Genomic DNA, 17,893 nt, shown 5'->3' on the forward strand with positions numbered 1-17,893 from the left:
TACTGACCGGAGGACCGGTGGTCCGGCGAGCAACCCGGAGGACCGGCGGATCACCCGTGGACAGGGCGGTCAGTCCACGGGAGTGCCATCGGCCTGCGCGGCTTCCGGCCGGTTGCGCAGCCTCTCGGTGCAGGTGTAGCGCTCCAGAGAGTCCCCCGGGGGGCCGCCGAGCACCACCGAGGGCTCGTTCCCGGCCGCCGCGCTCGCGGACACCAGCGTCTCGGCGAACGTGCACACCAGCTGTGCGCGTGCGTACGGCGGCAGGTCGTCCGGGACCCTGTTCAGCCGCAGCGCGTCCTTCCGGTCGCCCTTGCGCGGGCCGGTGACCTGCAGCGCGCTCGGGACCTCGGTGGAGAACCCGGCCTCCTCCTCGGGGCGCCCCGGCTGGTGCTGCAACTCCCCGAGCACGGCGCGGGCCACCCCCAGCCGGTCCGTGCCGGGCCGCCCCTCCGGCAGACGAACCTGGCGGTCCACCGGCAGGATCTGGGTGCTGCACACCAGGTAGACCTTGATGGGGCCGGTCTTCGGTGAGTCCGCGACATCGTTGCTGTCCCCGGCCACCTGGCAGGACGCCCGGGAGGGCGCGGCCCCGGCGTCGACCGGCACGGACGTGCCACGGATACCGCACCCCGCGACGGCCGTCAGCAGCGCGGCCAGGGCCGCGACGCGCGCCCGGCGGCCGGTCGCCCGGAGAGGACCTGGAAGGCGTGGGAGGCCCCGCCGGCCGTGGTGCGTCACCGCTCGTCCCCCTGTTCGTCCTCGTCCGGCCCCAGCCGCGAAGCGTCCATGGGCAGCCGCAGCGTGAACACCGCGCCGCCGTCGGAGGAGTTGGCCGCGGTGATGTCACCGCCGTGGATATGTGCGTTCTCCCGCGCGATCGAGAGGCCGAGCCCGCTGCCCTCGGACCGGGGCCGGGAGGCGCTCGCCTTGTAGAAGCGGTCGAAGACATGGGGGAGCACCTCCTCGGGAATGCCGGACCCGTGGTCCCGGACCTCGACGACCAGCTCCGCCTCGGGGGTGCCCTCGGCGGCCGTACGGACCGACACCCGTACCGGCGAACCGCCGTGCTTCAGCGCGTTCCCGATCAGATTCGCCAGGATCACATCGAGCCGCCGCGGGTCGAGCCGGGCCACGATGCCCCGCTTGGCGTGCAGCTCCACCGCGTCCAGCCAGGCCCGGGCGTCGATACATGCCGTGACCATGTCCGCGACGTCCACATCGTCCAGCACCAGCCGTGCCGTACCCGCGTCGAACCGGGTGACCTCCATGAGGTTCTCCACCAGATCGCTCAGCCGCCGGGTCTCCGAGACCACCATGCGTACGGCCGGCTCGACCATCGGGTCCAGATTGTCGGCCTCGTCCTCCAGCACCTCGGTCATCGCCGTGATCGCGGTCAGCGGGGTCCGCAGCTCGTGCGACATATCGGCGACGAAGCGCCGGCTCGCGGCCTCCCGCGCGCTCAGTTCCGCCACCCGTTGCTCCAGCGACTCCGCGGTCCTGTTGAAGGTCCGGGACAGATCGGCGAGCTCATCGGTCCCCGACACCCGCAGCCGGGTGTCGAGCTTGCCCTCGCCCAGCTGCTGCGCCGCGTTGCCCAGCCGCTGCACGGGCCGCAGCACCGTCGACGCGGCCGCCTGGGCGAGCAGGGCCGAGCCGATCAGCGCCAGCGCCGTGGCGATCCCCAGTGACCAGGCCAGCGAGTTCAGGTCGTCGCGCTCGGACGCGAGGGACTTGAGCATGTAGCCGGTCGGCCCGTCGCCGATCACCTTGGCGCCGCCGACCAGGAACGGGTCGCCGCCTATCGTCCTGCGCTGCCAGTACAGGTGGTACGGCAGCCCGTCGCCCTCGTCCGCCGCGCGCTCCTTGTCGACCGCCTTGCGCAGCGCCGCGGGCACCACGTCCAGCGTGAAGATCCCCGGGTCGGAGGGCGCGGCGCAGTCGCTGCCGTCCCGCTCCTTGTCGATCAGCACCACTTCGTAGTGCTGCGTCGTGCTCGCCATCCGGTGGGCGGCGTCCTGCAGCTGGTCGCAGGGCGGACGCAACGGCAGTGAACCGGCGTTGTCCTCCAGGGACTTGCGGAAGTCGTTGAGGGCGGCGTTCTGCGTTCGGGTGAGCACCGCGTCGCGGTTCAGCCAGTACGCGATGCCGGACGCCGACACCGCGGCGGTCAGCGCCACGAGCGCGAAGACGACCACCAGTCGCAGCCGCAGGCTGGTCAGACGCAGCATGCTCGCCGCCCAGCCGCGCACCCGGCCGGGCGGCGGTGGATGGTCCGTCACTGCGGAGTGTCCAGCCGGTAACCGACACCCCGGACCGTACGGATCAGCGTCGGGGAGGAGGGCACGTCCTCCACCTTGGCCCGCAGCCGCTGCACGCACGCGTCCACCAGCCGTGAGTCGCCGAGGTAGTCGTGCTCCCACACCAGCCGCAGCAGCTGCTGGCGGGAGAGCGCCTGACCCGGCCGGCGGCTCAGCTCCAGCAGCAGCCGCAGCTCGGTCGGGGTGAGCTGAAGATCCTCACCGTCCTTCGTCACGGTCATCGCCGAACGGTCGATCACCAGTGAACCGAAGGTCGCCGCGTCGTTGGACTCCCGCTCGCCGCGCCGCAGCACCGCACGGATCCGCGCGTCGAGCACCCGCGGCTGTACGGGTTTGAGCACATAGTCGTCGGCACCCGACTCCAGACCGACCACGACGTCGATGTCGTCGCTGCGGGCGGTCAGCAGGATGATCGGCAGCTGGTCGGTGCGACGGATCCGGCGGCACACCTCGAATCCGTCGATGCCGGGCAGCATCACGTCCAGCACGATCAGATCGGGCCGCTGCTCGCGCAGCAGCTTCAGGCCGTCCTCGCCCGAGGCCGCGGCCACCACGCGGTGGCCCTGGCGGGACAGGGACAGCTCGAGGGCCGTACGGATGGCGTCGTCGTCCTCGATCAGCAACAGGAAAGGCACGCTGGTCATTCTGGCCCAAGGAGTGCCGGGAGTTCGACCTCCCGGGAAGTCCGCCCCCGGGGCTTGGGGTCTCCCTGTACCAGGGGTGCCTGTGACAGGCCTGTGACAGTCGGCGGACAGCGCGATGAAACTGGCCCGGCAGTCTTGTGTGCACCGGGCGGAACGACGGCCCGCCAGGCAAGCGAACCGAGCAGGCTCCACCGACGGGGGGCGCGAGATGAACACACTGCACAGCGGCACCACCAGCGCAGTCATTCGTACGGCCACGCCCGTCAACCACCACACATCCAGGGACACGCTCCGCGTCGCCCACCCGGGCGGCCGGGGCACCGAGAAGTCCGGTGCCGTGAGCGGGCGGGGGTGCGCTCGCGGCACCGGGCGTGGCCGACCGCCGTACTCTCCCGGCTACCGCTGGGGATATCCCCAGGCGATCGACGCGAACGAGGTGGGGGGCCACGGGGGGAGCGCGTACGGGGAGGTCACGGGGGCGCGGAGCGGCCCGCAGGAGACCGTGAACGCCGAAACGGCGTTCACCGCCTATGTGCAGGAGCGCCGCGCCTCCCTGTACGCGACCGCGTACCACCTGACCGGTGACCGCTACGAGGCCGAGGACCTGCTGCAGAGCGCGCTGTTCTCGACCTACCGGGCCTGGGACCGGATCAGCGACAAGGCCGCGGTCGGCGGCTACCTCCGGCGCACGATGACGAATCTGCACATCAGCGCCTGGCGCCGCCGCAAGCTCAACGAGTACCCGACGGAAGAGCTTCCGGAGACGGCGGGCGACCAGGACGCGATGCGCGGCACCGAGCTGCGCGCCGTCCTGTGGCAGGCCCTGGCCCGGCTGCCCGAGTTGCAGCGCACGATGCTCGTGCTGCGCTACTACGAGGGCCGTACGGATCCGGAGATCGCCGAAATTCTGAACATCAGTGTCGGCACGGTCAAGAGCAGCATCTGGCGTTCGCTGCGCCGGCTGCGGGAGGACGAGTCCCTCAGCTTCGGCCGTGACGAGGAGGAGTCCTTCGGGGAGTTGGTCGCCTGAAGGCAGGGGGAAACAGGGGGGCAACGGGGGACTGCCGTCTCGGGGGAGACGGCGGAGCCTGTCCTTCGGGGTGGGACAGGCAGTAGGGGGGATCACGGGGACCGCGACTCGGGGGAGTGGCGGTGAGAAGCGGGACCGAGTGGCCGGGGGGTCTGCTCGGTCCCGTTCCCGCGTCCGGGGGTCTGCTCGGTCGCGTTCCCGTGCCCGGGGGTTGGCCGGGGGATGTGCGAGGGCGGACGCCCTGCGCGTACCCGGGTGTATCGGCCCGCCAGTGGGGCCTTCCGCCGCCGAGGGCGGCGGTACGGCTCAGACGTTGACGGCCGGAACGGAGGTACGGCTGCCGGCCGCCGTGGCCGCCGCGGCCGCGACGATCCGGGTGCGGGCCTCCTCCTTGCCGCAGGGGTACGCGCCCAGCGCCGACTGGCGGGCCACGATTCCGCGCTCGGCGCGCATCAGCCGCCAACCGCGCCGCAGCAGAACCGGCACCGGCTTGCGGCTCTCCCGGACGTCCCGGAGGAGCCGTCGCCGGAACGTGGTGGACGGCCGGCCGCGCAGACACAGGGCGTCCGCCAGCAGGCCCAGTTCACGACAGCGTTCGACGATCTCCGCCGCGAAGATTCCCTCCGCGATGAACACGGGTGCGTGCCCGATGTCGAGCCGCGCCGCTCCGGTCCGTGAGCTGGTGGCGATGTCGTACACCGGGACGTCCGCGACGCCGCCTCCGGCCAGCGACGCGATCGCCGCCATCGCGGCGTCGGCGTCCCAGGACCGCGGCGAGTCCCAGTCGATGCCGCTGCCGTCGGGCAGCAGCGGCAGGGGGCCGGGCCCCTCGGGCGTGGAACCGCCGTGCCCCGCAGCCGATGGCGCGTCCGCCGGGAAGGCCCCCGCGGGCGCCTCCCGGTAGAAATCGTCGAGTTGCAGCACGGGAAGTCCGGTGCGGGCGGCGAGAGAGGACTTGCCGGAGCCGGAGGGGCCGGTCAGCAGCACGACGCGGGCGGAACGACGAGGGGAGGTCACGGGTCACCATTGTCAGGCATACGGCCGGGCCTGCGAACCGCGGGGACGGGACATTCGCCGCCGCGCCCGTCCCCACCACGCAGGGGTGCGGGGCCCGTTGCGCACCGTGATGCCGACGGCCGGCCCGCGGTCGGCCCACAGCCGCGAGCGCCTCGACGCCGTCGCCGCCGGACCCGGCGGCCGGCTACGCGAGACGCTCGGCCGGGGAGCCCGGCCGAGCGCCTGCGTGCACCGCGCGCCGTCCCACCACCGCGAAACCGCCCGGAGGACCGGCGGGGTTCCGCGGGGCGGGGCCCGGGAGGTCAGACCCCGGTCGGATGCCAGACCGTCTTGGTCTCCAGGAAGGCGAGCAGCCGGTCCGTGCCCGGGTCGGCGGCCCAGTCCGTACGGGACGGGCGCAGCACCCGCTTGAGGTTGTCGGCCGCGGCCGTCTCCAGCTCCTTGGCGAGTTCCGCGTCCGCGCCCGCGAGGTCGATCGCGTTGACGTCCTGGTGTGCCGCGAGCGGCTTCGCGATCTCCGCGGTGCTGCCGGAGAGGATGTTGACGACACCGCCCGGCAGGTCGGAGGTCGCCAGCACCTCTCCGAGGGACAGCGCGGGGAGCGGCGCGGTCTCGGACGCGACCACGACCACCGTGTTCCCGGTGACGATCGCCGGGGCGACGACGGACACCAGGCCGAGGAAGGACGAGTCCTGAGGGGCCAGGACGGCAACCACACCGGTCGGTTCGGGAGTGGAGAGGTTGAAGTACGGACCGGCGACGGGGTTGGCCGAGCCGGCGATCTGGGCGACCTTGTCGGACCAGCCCGCGTACCAGACCCATCGGTCGATCGCCGCGTCCACCCGGGCCGCGGCCCCGGACGTGCTCAGCCCCTCCGCGTCGGCGACCTCGGTGGTGAACTGGCCGCGGCGGCCCTCCAGCATCTCGGCGACGCGGTAGAGGATCTGGCCGCGGTTGTAGGCCGTCGCGCCGGACCAGCCGCCGAACGCCTTGCGTGCGGCCACGACAGCGTCCCGTGCGTCCTTGCGGGAGGAGAGGGGGGCGTTGGCGAGCCATGTGCCCTTCGCGTCGGTCACCTCGTACACCCGTCCGCTCTCGGAGCGGGGGAACTTCCCCCCGACGAACAGCTTGTAGGTCTTCAGCACACTCAGGCGGTCAGCCGCGCTCATGATTCGGTCGCCTTCCGGCTCGACGGGGCGAGGTAGGCCTCCAGGCCGTGACGGCCGCCCTCGCGGCCGAAGCCCGACTCCTTGTAGCCGCCGAAGGGCGAGGCCGGGTCGAACTTGTTGAACGTATTGGCCCAGACGACACCGGCCCGGAGCTGGTCGGCCATCCACAGGATGCGCGAGCCCTTCTCCGTCCAGATGCCCGCCGACAGGCCGTACGGCGTGTTGTTGGCCTTCTCCACGGCCTCCGCCGGGGTGCGGAAGGTGAGCACCGACAGCACCGGCCCGAAAATCTCCTCCCGGGCGATACGGTGTGCCTGGGTGACGCCGGTGAAGAGCGTCGGCGGGAACCAGTAGCCGGAGGACGGGAGCTCGCAGGCCGGTGCCCAGCGCTCGGCGCCCTCGGCTTCCCCCGCCTCGGTGAGGGCACGGATACGGGCCAGCTGCTCGGCCGAGTTGATCGCGCCGATGTCGGTGTTCTTGTCGAGCGGGTCGCCGACCCGGAGCGTCCGCATCCGGCGCTTGAGGGCGTCCAGCAGCTCCTCCGCGACGGACTCCTGGACGAGGAGACGGGAGCCCGCGCAGCAGACATGGCCCTGGTTGAAGAAGATGCCGTTGACGATGCCCTCGACGGCCTGGTCGACCGGGGCGTCGTCGAAGACGATGTTCGCCGCCTTGCCGCCCAGTTCGAGGGTGACCTTCTTGTCGGTGCCCGCGACCGTACGGGCGATGGCCTTGCCGACCTCGGTGGAGCCGGTGAAGGCGACCTTGTCGATGCCGTCGTGGCCGACCAGCGCGGCACCGGTGGTGCCATCGCCGGTGATGATGTTGACGACGCCCCGGGGCAGTCCGGCCTGACGGCAGATGTCCGCGAAGAACAGGGCGGAGAGCGGGGTGGTCTCGGCGGGCTTCAGTACGACGGTGTTGCCCGCGGCGAGAGCCGGAGCGATCTTCCACGCCAGCATCAGCAGGGGGAAGTTCCACGGGATGACCTGGCCCGCGACACCGAGGGGCCGGGGGTCGGCGCCGTAGCCCGCGTAACTCAGTTTGTCGGCCCAGCCCGCGTAGTAGAAGAAGTGCGCGGCGACCAGCGGGAGGTCGGCGTCGCGGGACTCGCGGATCGGCTTGCCGTTGTCCAGGGACTCCAGCACCGCCAGCTCGCGCGAGCGCTCCTGGATGATGCGCGCGATACGGAACAGGTACTTGGCGCGCTCGGCACCGGGCAGGGCCGACCAGGCGGTGAAGGCCTTACGGGCGGCTCCGACCGCCCGGTCGACGTCCTCGGTGCTCGCCTGGGCGACCTCGGAGAGGACCTCCTCGGAGGACGGAGAGACGGTCTTGAAGACCTTGCCGTCCGCGGCCTCGGTGAACTCGCCGTCGATGAAGAGCCCGTACGACGGGGCGATGTCGACGACGGCCCGGGACTCGGGCGCGGGTGCGTAATCGAATGCTGGGCTCATGTCGGATCAGTCCACCGTCACGTAGTCGGGACCGGAGTAACGCCCGGTGCTCAGCTTCTGGCGCTGCATCAGCAGATCGTTGAGGAGGCTGGACGCGCCGAAGCGGAACCAGTCCGGCGTCAGCCACTCCTCGCCCAGCGTTTCGTTGACCATCACCAGGTACTTGATCGCGTCCTTGGTGGTGCGGATGCCGCCCGCGGGCTTCACTCCCACTTGTACACCCACGGCGTCCCGGAAGTCGCGGACGGCCTCCAGCATCAGAAGGGTGACCGGCGGAGTGGCGTTCACGGCCACCTTGCCGGTCGAGGTCTTGATGAAGTCCGCGCCCGCGAGCATCGCGAGCCAGGAGGCCCGGCGCACATTGTCGTAGGTCTGGAGTTCGCCGGTCTCGAAGATGACCTTCAGGTGCGCGGAGGTGCCCCCGTCCCGGCGACAGGCGCCCTTCACCTGCTTGATCTCCTCGAAGACCTCGAGGTAGCGGCCGGAGAGGAAGGCTCCGCGGTCGATCACCATGTCGATCTCGTCGGCCCCGGCGGCGACCGCGTCACGGGTGTCGGCGAGCTTCACGGGCAGTGCGGCGCGGCCGGAGGGGAAGGCGGTCGCGACCGAGGCGACATGGATGCCCGAACCGGTCAGGGCCTCCTTGGCCGTGGCCACCATGTCGGGGTAGACGCAGATCGCGGCGACCCGGGGGACGCCGCGGTCCGTCGGGTCCGGATGGATGCCCTTGGCGCAGAGCGCCCGGACCTTGCCCGGGGTGTCCGCGCCTTCGAGCGTCGTCAGATCGATCATCGAGATGGCGAGGTCGATGGCGTACGCCTTCGCCGTGGTCTTGATCGAGCGGGTACCGAGAGTCGCGGCGCGGGCCTGCAGGCCGACCGCGTCGACGCCCGGCAGGCCGTGCAGGAAGCGGCGCAGCGCGGTGTCGGAGGCGGTCACGGCCGCCATCGACGCCAGGCGCTCCGCGGCTTCGGCGCCGTATGCGGGAACAGTGGTGGGCATGGTCACCAGAGGAGCATATCTACGCGCGTAGCAGCTGTCACCCCCGGTACGGCTCCCGAACCCGGGCCCGGACCGCTCCCGCGGGCCTCGTCCGGTGCCGGAACGCAACGTCCGGCATCCGGACGATCAGGCAGAATCAGCCGCATGACGAGCCCGGACAACTCCTCCGCCCCCCAGCCCGCGCCGCACCAGAAGTACGCCGACCGCGCCTATCGCTCGCCGGCCGGGATGATCGGCGGGGTGCTGCTGCTCCTCCTCGCCCTGTGGCTCGGCGGGGACGCGCTGATCCGCGGCGAGGGGCGCACCCGGTGGCTCGCGCTGGCGGGGCTGCTGCTCATCGTGCCGCTGGTGGTGGCGTACACCCTGCGCCCCGCGGTGTTCGCGGGCGCCGAGCGGCTCCGGGTGCGCAACCCCTTCCGTACGATCACGCTGCCCTGGGCGTCGGTCGAGGACGTGCGGGCGGGTTACTCCAGCGAGGTCTTCGCGGGCGGCCGCACGTACCAGCTGTGGGCCATCCCGGTCTCCCTGCGCGCACGGAAGAGGGCGGCCCGCCAGGCGGCGCGCCCGGAGTCCGGGGATCCGTTCGGCCGAACCTCCTCCACGGCGCACACCTCCGGCGCTGCGGCCGGCCGTGCACCGTCGGACCAGGCGGTGGCCGAGCTGCGGGAGCTGGCGGATCGCCACGGGTCGAAGGAGCCGGCACCGGGAGCGCGGGGGGAGCCGGCACCGGGAGCGCCGGAGGTGCGCTGGGCGTACGAGATCATCGGGCCGAGCGCCGCCGGAGCGGTCCTGCTGGCGATCCTCCTCGCCACGGGGTGAGGCGGGGGCGGCCGCGCGCCCGGCCGACGATCCGCCTCGCCGCGCCCTCGCCGGTCCACCGGCAGGCGGCCGGGCAGGGCCTCCCCGCCCGGCCGGGTCAGATGCCCGCCGCCGCCGAAAGATCCGTTGTGAGGCCGTGCAGCACCGACGCCGCCGTCGACCGCGCCCGGTCGAGAGCGAGCGCCGAGGAGACCGGGACGACGACCTCCAGATAGCACTTCAGCTTGGGCTCGGTGCCGCTCGGGCGGACGACGACCCGGGCCGCCTCCACACCCCGCCCCTCGTCCCCCGACAGGTGGTACCGCAGGCCGTCGGTCGGCGGCAGCTTGTCCGTGCCCCGGGTGAGGTCCTCCGCCGAGGCGACCGTCAGACCGGCCAGTACGGCCGGGGGCCGCTCACGCAGCCGCCGCATGGCCGCCGCGATCAGCGACACGTCCGCCACCCGTACGGACAGCTGGTCGGTGGCGTGCAGTCCGTACTCGACCGCGATGTCGTCGAGCAGTTCCGCGAGCGTACGGCCCTTCTGCTTGAGCTCGGCCGCCAGCTCGGCGACGAGCAGGGCGGCGGTGATGCCGTCCTTGTCGCGGACTCCGGCCGGGTCGACGCAGTAGCCCAGCGCCTCCTCGTAGGCGTAGCGCAGCCCGTCGACGCGGGCCAGCCACTTGAATCCGGTGAGCGTCTCGTCGTAGGAGACTTCCGAACCCGCCTTGGCCGCGATCCTGGACAGCAGGGAGGAGGAGACGATCGTCGTCGCGAACGTGCCCTCCGCCCGCTTGTGGACGAGGTGCTCGGCCAGCAGCGCGCCCACCTCGTCGCCGCGCAGCATCCGCCAGCCTCCCGGGGCCGACGGATCGGCGACGGCGACGGCGCAGCGGTCCGCGTCCGGGTCGTTGGCGATGACGATGTCCGGCCGGGCCGACCGGGCGGTGGCGAAGGCGAGGTCCATCGCCCCCGGCTCCTCCGGGTTGGGGAAGGCCACCGTCGGGAACGCCGGGTCGGGCTCGGCCTGCTCGGCGACCACGGTGGGCGCGGGGAAGCCCGCGCGGGTGAAGGCGGCGACGAAGGTGTCGCGGCCGACGCCGTGGAGGGGCGTGTAGACGACGTCCACGTCCCGGGGGCAGCCGGGGGTGACCACCGCGTCGGTACGGGCGAGATACGCCTCCACGACCTCGTCGCCGAGGGTCTCCCAGCCCGACTCCGGGCGCGGTACGTCGGCGAGCCTGCCGATGGCGGCGATCTCGGCGGCGATCTCGCCGTCCGCGGGCGGCACGATCTGGGAGCCGTCGCCGAGGTAGACCTTGTAGCCGTTGTCGCGCGGCGGGTTGTGACTGGCGGTGACGGTGACGCCTGCGACCGCGCCGAGGTGCCGGACGGCGAAGGCGAGGACGGGCGTGGGCAGCGGGCGGGGGAGCAGCGCGGCCCGCAGTCCCGCGCCGACCATCACGGCCGCGGTGTCGCGGGCGAAGTCAGCGCTCTTGTAGCGCGCGTCGTAGCCGATGACGACCAGTCCGCCGCCCCGGCCCTGCTTCCTCAGGTACGCCGCGAGACCGGCGGCGGCCCGGATCACGACGGCGCGGTTCATGCGCATGGGGCCCGCGCCGAGCTCGCCGCGGAGTCCTGCGGTGCCGAACTGGAGCATGCCGTCGAAGCGTTCCGCGATCTCCGCGAGCTGTTCGCTCTCGGCGCCGTTCTCGACGTCCGCCGGGTCCACGCCGTCGAGCAGCCGGCGCAGCTCCTCACGGGTCTCCGGGTCGGGGTCCTCGGCCAGCCAGGTGCGGGCCTGGCGGATCAGCTCCGCTGTGTCGCTTGCCACGTGATGCTCCTGTTGTCCGGTACGGGCCACTCGCCGCGGGGCCCCCTGCAGGGCGGGGCTCCGCCGGTTCGCGGTGCGGGATGTGTACCCGGCGTGGGTGGGTGTGTCACCGGAACGGCCCAGCCCGGCTGGGCCGCTCCGGTGCCGCGGTTTCGCGGTCCGGTGTTCTGCCGGGCCGTGCTGCGGGGGTTCGGGGCGGGTACCCGGCCGGGACCGGGTCTGTCACCTCTGCGGCCGGTCCGTCGACTCCGCGACCGGTCTGTCACCTCTGCGGCCGGCCGGCTCGGTCACCGGTCCGGCCAGGGGTTTTCCGTCGGCGCCCATCAGCGGTACACCGGGTCCGACGGCGGTGCCTCCGAGCGGATCCGTCAGATACGGTCCAGGACCTGGGCCAGCAGGCTGCCCATCCGGGTCGCGGAGTCGCGCCCGGCCTGAAGCACCTCCTGGTGGTTGAGCGGCTCTCCCGTCATGCCCGCGGCGAGGTTGGTGACCAGGGAGATGCCGAGCACCTCGGCGCCGGCCTCACGAGCCGCGATGGCCTCGAGCACGGTGGACATCCCCACCAGGTCGCCGCCGATCACCCGGACCATGTTGATCTCGGCCGGGGTCTCGTAGTGCGGGCCGGGGAACTGCACGTACACGCCCTCTTCGAGGGTGCTGTCGACCTCCTTGCACAGCGCGCGCAGCCGCGGCGAGTACAGGTCGGTGAGGTCGACGAAGTTCGCTCCGGTGATGGGGGAGGCGCCGGTGAGGTTGATGTGGTCGCTGATCAGCACCGGCTGGCCCGGGCGCATCCCGGGGCGCACGCCTCCGCAGCCGTTCGTCAGGACGACCGTCTTGCACCCCGCGGCGACGGCGGTGCGGACGCCGTGTGCGACGGCGGCGACTCCGCGGCCCTCGTAGTAGTGCGTGCGGCCGAGGAAGACCAGCGCCCGCTTGTCGCCGATCGCATACGAGCGGACGGTCCCGGCGTGGCCCGCGACGACCGGCGGCGGGAAGCCGGGCAACTCGGTGACCGGGAACTCGGATGCGGGTGCCCCGAGAGCCTCGGCGGCGGGGACCCAGCCGGAGCCCATGACGAGGGCGACGTCGTGGCTCTCGGCACCGGTCAGCTCACGCAGGCGGTCGGCGGCGGCGTCGGCGTCGGGAGCGCCGGGGTTGTCCGGAGTAACAGAAGCGTTCACGGCACGAGCCTAGCCTGTTCTCGCCTACGCGCGTAGACGACATCCGTACAGGGGCCGGAAACCTGGCCTCTCCAGGGGTGTCCGGGCAGCGCCGTCGCCGTCAGCAAGGTCTCTTGCGGAGTTCCATCACATAGTCGTGGGGCGCGCCCGCCGACTCCGCCGCGTCCGCGATCTCGCCGAGGTAGCGCGCCGAGGGCAGCCCGCCCTCGTAGCCGTTCAGGACGTACACCCACGCGGCCTCGTCGCCGTCCAGGGTGTGCACCCGCACCCGCATACGGCGGTAGATGTCGAGCCCGACGCCCTCCCAGCGGTCCATGGAATCCTCGTCCATGGGGGCGATGTCGTAGAGCGCGACGAAGACCTGGGAGCGCGGGGCCTCCACGATCGTGGCCAGGGCCCCTTCCCAGCCCATCTGCTCCCCGCCGAACGTGAGCCGCCAGCCGGAGAGCCAGCCCGTGCCGCGCAGCGGCGAGTGGGGGGCGCGGCGGGACATCAGCCGCGCGTCGAGGTTGCCGGCGTACGCGGCGTAGAGCGACATGACTCGAAGGGTACGGGAGGGGCAGCCGGGTTTTCCCGGGGCGCCCGGCCCGTACGGAGGCCCCCGCCGGGAGACGGCCGCACGGGTGCGGGACAATGGAGCATGTGACTCGGATCGTGATCATCGGTGGCGGACCCGGCGGCTATGAGGCGGCGCTGGTGGCCGCACAGCTCGGCGCGGAGGTGACCGTCGTCGACTGCGACGGCCTGGGCGGGGCGTCGGTGCTCACCGACTGCGTACCGTCGAAGACGTTGATCGCCACGGCCGAGGTGATGACCACCTTCGACTCTTCGTACGAAGAGCTGGGGATCATCGTCGCCGATGACACGCCGTATATCGACCGGGCGGCGCGCGTGGTCGGTGTCGACCTGGGCAAGGTCAACCGCCGGGTGAAGCGTCTCGCGCTCGCCCAGTCCCACGACATCACCGCCTCCGTCACGCGCGCCGGCGGCCGGGTCATGCGCGGCCGCGGCCGGCTGGAGCCCGCCCAGGCTCCGGACGGGTCGCGCAGGGTCACCGTCACCGCCGCGGACGGCTCCAGCGAGGAACTGGTCGCGGACGCCGTACTCGTCGCCACCGGCGGGCACCCGAGGGAGATCCCGGACGCGCTGCCCGACGGCGAGCGCATCCTCAACTGGACCCAGGTGTACGACCTCGATGAGCTCCCGGAAGAGCTGATCGTGGTCGGCTCCGGTGTCACGGGCGCCGAGTTCGCGGGCGCGTACCAGGCGCTGGGCTCCGAGGTGACCCTGGTGTCCTCGCGCGACCATGTGCTGCCGGGCGAGGACCCGGACGCGGCGGCCGTGCTGGAGGACGTGTTCCGGCGCCGCGGGATGAACGTCATGGGCCGCTCCCGCGCCCAGTCCGCCAAGCGGGTGGGCGACCGGGTCGAGGTCACACTCGCCGACGGCCGGGTCATCACCGGCTCGCACTGCCTCATGGCGGTCGGCGCCGTCCCGAACACCGCGGACATGGGCCTGGAGGAGGCCGGGGTCCGGCTCAAGGACTCGGGGCACGTCTGGACCGACCGGGTGTCGCGTACGACCGCACCGGGCGTGTACGCGGCGGGTGACTGCACGGGCGTCTTCGCGCTGGCGTCGGTCGCGGCGATGCAGGGCCGGATCGCGATGTACCACTTCCTGGGCGACGCGGTCGCGCCGCTCGATCTGAAGACGGTCTCGGCGAACGTGTTCACGGACCCGGAGATCGCGACCGTGGGCTACAGCCAGGCGGACCTGGACAACGGGTTGATCGACGCCCGGGTCGTCAAGCTGCCGCTGCTGCGCAACCCGCGCGCCAAGATGCAGGGCATCAGGGACGGCTTTGTGAAGATCTTCTGCCGCCCGGGGACCGGCATCGTGGTCGGTGGTGTCGTGGTCGCGCCGAAGGCGAGCGAGCTCATCCATCCGATATCGATCGCGGTCGACAACAACCTGACCGTGGAACAGATCGCCAACGCCTTCACGGTGTACCCGTCCCTGTCGGGCTCGATCGCCGAGGTGGCGCGGCAGCTCCACACCCGCAAGACACAGCGCGAGGGCTGAACCCGCCCGTCCCTCCTCGGGGGCGACGCCCCGTATACCACTCGTGGCATCCCCGTGCGAACAACTTCTGTTATTCGGCGCATACTGCTGAAACCAGACGGTCGTTGGGGTTACTGTCAGTTTCGTGTTCGCTGCAGAACGTCGCCAATTGATCCTCGAAATGGTGCGAGCCAATGGAGCCGTGTCGCTCCGTGAGCTCGCCCGCGTTGTCCAGACCTCCGAAGTGACCGTACGCCGAGACGTACGTGCGCTGGAGGCAGAAGGACTGCTCGACCGCCGGCACGGCGGTGCGGTGCTGCCGGGCGGACTCACCAGGGAGTCCGGCTTCCCGCAGAAATCCCATCTAGCGACCGCGGAGAAGACGGCCATCGCCGATCTCGCGGCCGGTCTCGTCGAAGAGGGCGAGGCGATCGTCGTCGGTGCGGGTACGACCACGCAGGAGCTGGCCCGCCGGCTCGCGCGCGTGCCCGGGCTCACCGTGGTCACCAACTCGCTGCTGGTCGCCCAGGCGTTGGCCCATGCCAACCGGGTCGAGGTCGTGATGACCGGCGGCACCCTGCGGGGCTCCAACTACGCACTGGTCGGCAGCGGAGCCGAGCAGTCCCTCCAGGGGCTGCGGGTCTCCCGGGCGTTCCTGTCGGGCAGCGGGCTGACCGCGGAGCGCGGGCTGTCCACGTCCAACATGCTGTCGGCGAGCGTCGACCGCGCGCTGGTCCAGGCCGCCGCCGAAGTCGTGGTACTCGCGGACCACACCAAGCTGGGTACCGACACGATGTTCCAGACGGTGCCGACCGACGTGATCACGCGCCTGGTGACGGATGATCCGCCGCTGCACGACGACCGTGCCGCCACCGAGTTGCAGGCGCTCGCCGATCAAGGGGTGCAGGTCGCGGTGGCCGGCCCCGGCGCGGTGTCCTCAGGGCCAGGCGCCGAGGGAAACGGTCCTCCAGGCCGCCGGTCCCGCCGGATGGGGCAGGCCCCGAAGGACGAGCTGCCGCTGCCGGGGCAGCGGCGCAATCACCCACCGGGGCCGGGCGGGCCGCAGTTGCGCAGCGCCGCTTCGCTGGCGGAGCAGCAGGCGGCGGTCGCGAACGGCCGGGTCGCGGATCTCTCGCCGCGTCGGCGTTAGGGCCCGTCGCACGAGCGGCGCCGTTCGCCCGAAGGGCGGGGTTCGCGGCCCAGGACTCCGCCCGGGTGGAGGCCCCGGCCGAAGGCCGGGGAAGCGCCCCCGGGTGCGTGCGATCGCAAGGCGGTACTCCCCCGGCTACCGCCGGGGCCCACCGGCCGGAGGCTGGGGAGGTCGTCCTCGTACAGGGACCCCCATGCCGAAGGCAGCCGCCCCGGTGGACTGGCTGCGAGCGGCCGTGCGGACCGAGGTGCGGACGGCGCGCCGCCGGGCGGCGCGATGTGCCGTACGACCGGCCACCGCCGACGCCGCCCCTCGGATGAACCCGACCAGCGATGGCTGGGGGAGTGCCTGCCAGGCCGTCGAGGACCATCGGCGGGCCCCACCCGGACGGAGTCCCGGGGACTGGGGGGCTCAGCGGCTCACGTGTTGTCCGCTTTGAGCCCGGTGAACGTCAGTGCCAGCAGCCGGTCGGCCAGGTCCGGGTCGTCGGGGGTTTCCTCGACGGCCAGCGCAATGGCGTTGATCAGCTGCATCAGATCGGCGATCTCGACGTCGCGGCGTACGGCGCCGGCCTGCTGAGCCCGTACGAGCAGTGCGCTGCCCGCCTCGCGCATCGGCACGCTGCACCGTGCCAGCGCGGAGGTCGTGTCGTGCGAGGCGCTCATCAGCGCCCGGGCCAGCCCCCGGTAGGTGCCGGCATGGTGGATGATGGCCCGCAGCCAGTCGACCAGCCCGGCGCACGGCTGTTCGGCATCGAGCAGCTCCCGTGAGCGAGCCAGCAGGGCGTCGACCTCGCCCTGGAAGACGGCGCCCATCAGGGCGTAACGGTTGGGGAAGTGACGGTAGAGCGTGCCGATGCCCACTCCGGCGCGCCTGGCGATGTCCTCCAGCGACGCATCGGTGCCGTGTTCGGTGAAGGCCGTGCGGGCCTCGGCCAGCAGCCGCTCGTAGTTGCGCCGCGCATCGGCCCGCATGGGCCGCGCCGAGTGCGCCGCCGTCTCGGTCGCCATCGCCGTCCTCCCTGTTTCCCGGGGCCTCCGGGCGAAGTCCGGGGAGTCCAGCATGCCATCGCGTCACCGGAGAACGGCTCCGTACGGCGCCCAGGGCCCTCTCCGGGCAGCTATGGGCGTCTGCGGAGGCCGACGGCGTCTGCGGGGCCCCGGGGGGACGGGGAGCCGCCGTACGGGCGCGGGGGGCCGCCGTACGCTCGCTCAGCGGACCGAGCCCGGCCGTCCCGGCCGTGGCGGGACCGCCGCTTCCAGCCGTACACCAGCAGCACCGTCCAGCCGGACGGCGGCATGAGGAAGCCCCCGGTACGAGGTACCGGGGGCCTTCCATACAGGCGGCTGAACCGCTGTCAGTCCTTGATGTCGCAGATGACGGCGCCGGAGGAGATGGAGGCGCCGACTTCGGCGGTGAGGCCCTTGATGGTGCCCGAGCGGTGGGCGTTGAGGGGTTGTTCCATCTTCATGGCTTCCAGGACGACGACGAGGTCGCCCTCGTTGACCTCCTGGCCGTCGGTGACGGCGACCTTGACGATGGTGCCCTGCATCGGGGAGGCCAGCGTGTCGCCGGAGGCGGCCGCGCCGGCCTTCTTCGAGGCCTTGCGCTTGGGCTTCTTCGCCCCGCCCGCCGGCGCTCCGGCGGCCAGGGCCAGGGTGGAGGGCAGGGAGACCTCCAGGCGCTTGCCGCCGACCTCGACCACCACCGTCTCCCGCGCCCCGGCCCCGGCCTCGGCCTCCTCGGTGCCGGGGGCGGTGAAGGGCGGGATGTCGTTGACGAACTCGGTCTCGATCCAGCGGGTGTGGACGGTGAAGGGCCCCTGGGTTCCGGTCAGTTCCGGGGCGAAGGCGGGGTCCTGCACCACGGCGCGGTGGAAGGGGATGGCGGTGGCCATGCCCTCCACGGTGAATTCGGCCAGGGCGCGGGCGGCGCGCTGCAGGGCCTGGCCCCGGGTGGCGCCGGTGACGATCAGTTTGGCCAGCAGGGAGTCCCAGGCGGGGCCGATGACGCTGCCGGATTCCACCCCGGCGTCCAGGCGCACCCCGGGGCCGGCGGGCGGGGCGAAGGTGGTGACGGTGCCCGGGGCGGGCAGGAAGCCGCGGCCGGGGTCCTCGCCGTTGATCCGGAACTCGAAGGAGTGGCCGCGGACCGGCGGGTCCTCGTATCCCAGTTCTTCGCCGTCGGCGATGCGGAACATCTCGCGGACCAGGTCGATGCCGGTGACTT

At 72.4% G+C, this 17,893-nt stretch carries 16 protein-coding genes; 4 read left to right on the forward strand and 12 right to left on the reverse strand.

Annotation, left to right across the window (positions count from 1 at the left end; genetic code table 11):
* Window positions 1–69 precede the first annotated feature (69 nt).
* Genes ACTWQE_RS19785 through afsQ1 form a run of 3 tightly spaced genes read right to left on the reverse strand, consistent with a single transcriptional unit; the run spans window position 70 to window position 2,953 of the window.
* On the reverse strand, window positions 70–738 hold the full coding sequence (locus tag ACTWQE_RS19785) for a hypothetical protein (protein WP_443330310.1): 669 nt from the start codon (window positions 736–738) through the stop codon (window positions 70–72).
* Window positions 735–2,228, reverse strand: a complete 1,494-nt coding sequence (locus ACTWQE_RS19790) for an ATP-binding protein (RefSeq protein ID WP_443330328.1) — start codon at window positions 2,226–2,228, stop codon at window positions 735–737. Before ACTWQE_RS19790 ends, ACTWQE_RS19785 begins: the two co-directional genes overlap by 4 nt.
* A gap of 47 nt (window positions 2,229–2,275) precedes the next feature.
* The gene (gene afsQ1, locus ACTWQE_RS19795; protein WP_443330311.1) at window positions 2,276–2,953 is read right to left on the reverse strand and encodes a two-component system response regulator AfsQ1; all 678 of its coding nucleotides are present in this window, start codon (window positions 2,951–2,953) and stop codon (window positions 2,276–2,278) included.
* Window positions 2,954–3,170: 217 nt separating this feature from the next.
* Between afsQ1 and ACTWQE_RS19800 the strand changes: the two genes are divergently transcribed.
* Complete coding sequence (locus tag ACTWQE_RS19800; RefSeq protein ID WP_443330312.1) at window positions 3,171–3,992, forward strand: SigE family RNA polymerase sigma factor; 822 nt, start codon at window positions 3,171–3,173, stop codon at window positions 3,990–3,992.
* A 306-nt stretch (window positions 3,993–4,298) separates the two neighbouring features.
* On the opposite strand, the gene ACTWQE_RS19805 is transcribed toward ACTWQE_RS19800, so the two are convergent.
* From ACTWQE_RS19805 to deoC, 4 genes are all read right to left on the reverse strand, one after another.
* Entirely contained in the window at window positions 4,299–5,009 is a 711-nt protein-coding gene (locus ACTWQE_RS19805; RefSeq protein ID WP_443330313.1) for an ATP-binding protein, read from the reverse strand.
* A 302-nt stretch (window positions 5,010–5,311) separates the two neighbouring features.
* Window positions 5,312–6,178, reverse strand: a complete 867-nt coding sequence (locus ACTWQE_RS19810) for an aldehyde dehydrogenase family protein (protein WP_443330314.1) — start codon at window positions 6,176–6,178, stop codon at window positions 5,312–5,314.
* Window positions 6,175–7,635 (reverse strand): aldehyde dehydrogenase family protein, encoded by a 1,461-nt coding sequence (locus ACTWQE_RS19815; RefSeq protein WP_443330315.1) that lies wholly within the window; start codon window positions 7,633–7,635, stop codon window positions 6,175–6,177. The genes ACTWQE_RS19810 and ACTWQE_RS19815 overlap by 4 nt, the downstream gene beginning before the upstream one ends.
* Before the next feature lie 6 nt (window positions 7,636–7,641).
* Entirely contained in the window at window positions 7,642–8,637 is a 996-nt protein-coding gene (gene deoC / locus ACTWQE_RS19820) for a deoxyribose-phosphate aldolase (protein ID WP_443330329.1), read from the reverse strand.
* Window positions 8,638–8,781: 144 nt separating this feature from the next.
* Between deoC and ACTWQE_RS19825 the strand changes: the two genes are divergently transcribed.
* Window positions 8,782–9,456, forward strand: coding sequence for a PH domain-containing protein (locus ACTWQE_RS19825; protein ID WP_443330316.1), 675 nt, complete (start codon window positions 8,782–8,784; stop codon window positions 9,454–9,456).
* A 97-nt stretch (window positions 9,457–9,553) separates the two neighbouring features.
* On the opposite strand, the gene ACTWQE_RS19830 is transcribed toward ACTWQE_RS19825, so the two are convergent.
* The 3 genes from ACTWQE_RS19830 to ACTWQE_RS19840 form a co-directional block, all read right to left on the reverse strand.
* Window positions 9,554–11,269 (reverse strand): phospho-sugar mutase, encoded by a 1,716-nt coding sequence (locus tag ACTWQE_RS19830; RefSeq protein WP_443330317.1) that lies wholly within the window; start codon window positions 11,267–11,269, stop codon window positions 9,554–9,556.
* 368 nt (window positions 11,270–11,637) lie between these two features.
* Window positions 11,638–12,453, reverse strand: coding sequence for a purine-nucleoside phosphorylase (locus ACTWQE_RS19835; RefSeq protein ID WP_443330318.1), 816 nt, complete (start codon window positions 12,451–12,453; stop codon window positions 11,638–11,640).
* A 100-nt stretch (window positions 12,454–12,553) separates the two neighbouring features.
* Complete coding sequence (locus ACTWQE_RS19840) at window positions 12,554–12,991, reverse strand: gamma-glutamylcyclotransferase (protein ID WP_443330319.1); 438 nt, start codon at window positions 12,989–12,991, stop codon at window positions 12,554–12,556.
* Window positions 12,992–13,086: 95 nt separating this feature from the next.
* Here ACTWQE_RS19840 and ACTWQE_RS19845 point away from each other — a divergent pair, with 95 nt between their 5' ends.
* Both ACTWQE_RS19845 and ACTWQE_RS19850 read left to right on the forward strand, forming a co-directional pair.
* Window positions 13,087–14,535, forward strand: a complete 1,449-nt coding sequence (locus ACTWQE_RS19845) for an NAD(P)H-quinone dehydrogenase (RefSeq protein ID WP_443330320.1) — start codon at window positions 13,087–13,089, stop codon at window positions 14,533–14,535.
* A gap of 124 nt (window positions 14,536–14,659) precedes the next feature.
* Window positions 14,660–15,664 carry a DeoR/GlpR family DNA-binding transcription regulator gene (locus ACTWQE_RS19850; protein ID WP_443330321.1) on the forward strand — a complete coding sequence of 335 codons (1,005 nt, stop codon included), beginning with the start codon at window positions 14,660–14,662 and terminating at the stop codon, window positions 15,662–15,664.
* 419 nt (window positions 15,665–16,083) lie between these two features.
* Here ACTWQE_RS19850 and ACTWQE_RS19855 read toward each other — a convergent pair whose 3' ends face one another.
* Both ACTWQE_RS19855 and ACTWQE_RS19860 read right to left on the reverse strand, forming a co-directional pair.
* Entirely contained in the window at window positions 16,084–16,674 is a 591-nt protein-coding gene (locus ACTWQE_RS19855) for a TetR/AcrR family transcriptional regulator (RefSeq protein ID WP_443330322.1), read from the reverse strand.
* A gap of 347 nt (window positions 16,675–17,021) precedes the next feature.
* Window positions 17,022–17,893: biotin/lipoyl-containing protein (locus ACTWQE_RS19860; RefSeq protein ID WP_443330323.1), on the reverse strand; the 872-nt coding region annotated here is incomplete at its 5' end.

Source organism: Streptomyces sp. 8N706 (assembly GCF_052245415.1).
In the GTDB taxonomy this organism is placed as follows: Bacteria; Actinomycetota; Actinomycetes; order Streptomycetales; family Streptomycetaceae; genus Streptomyces.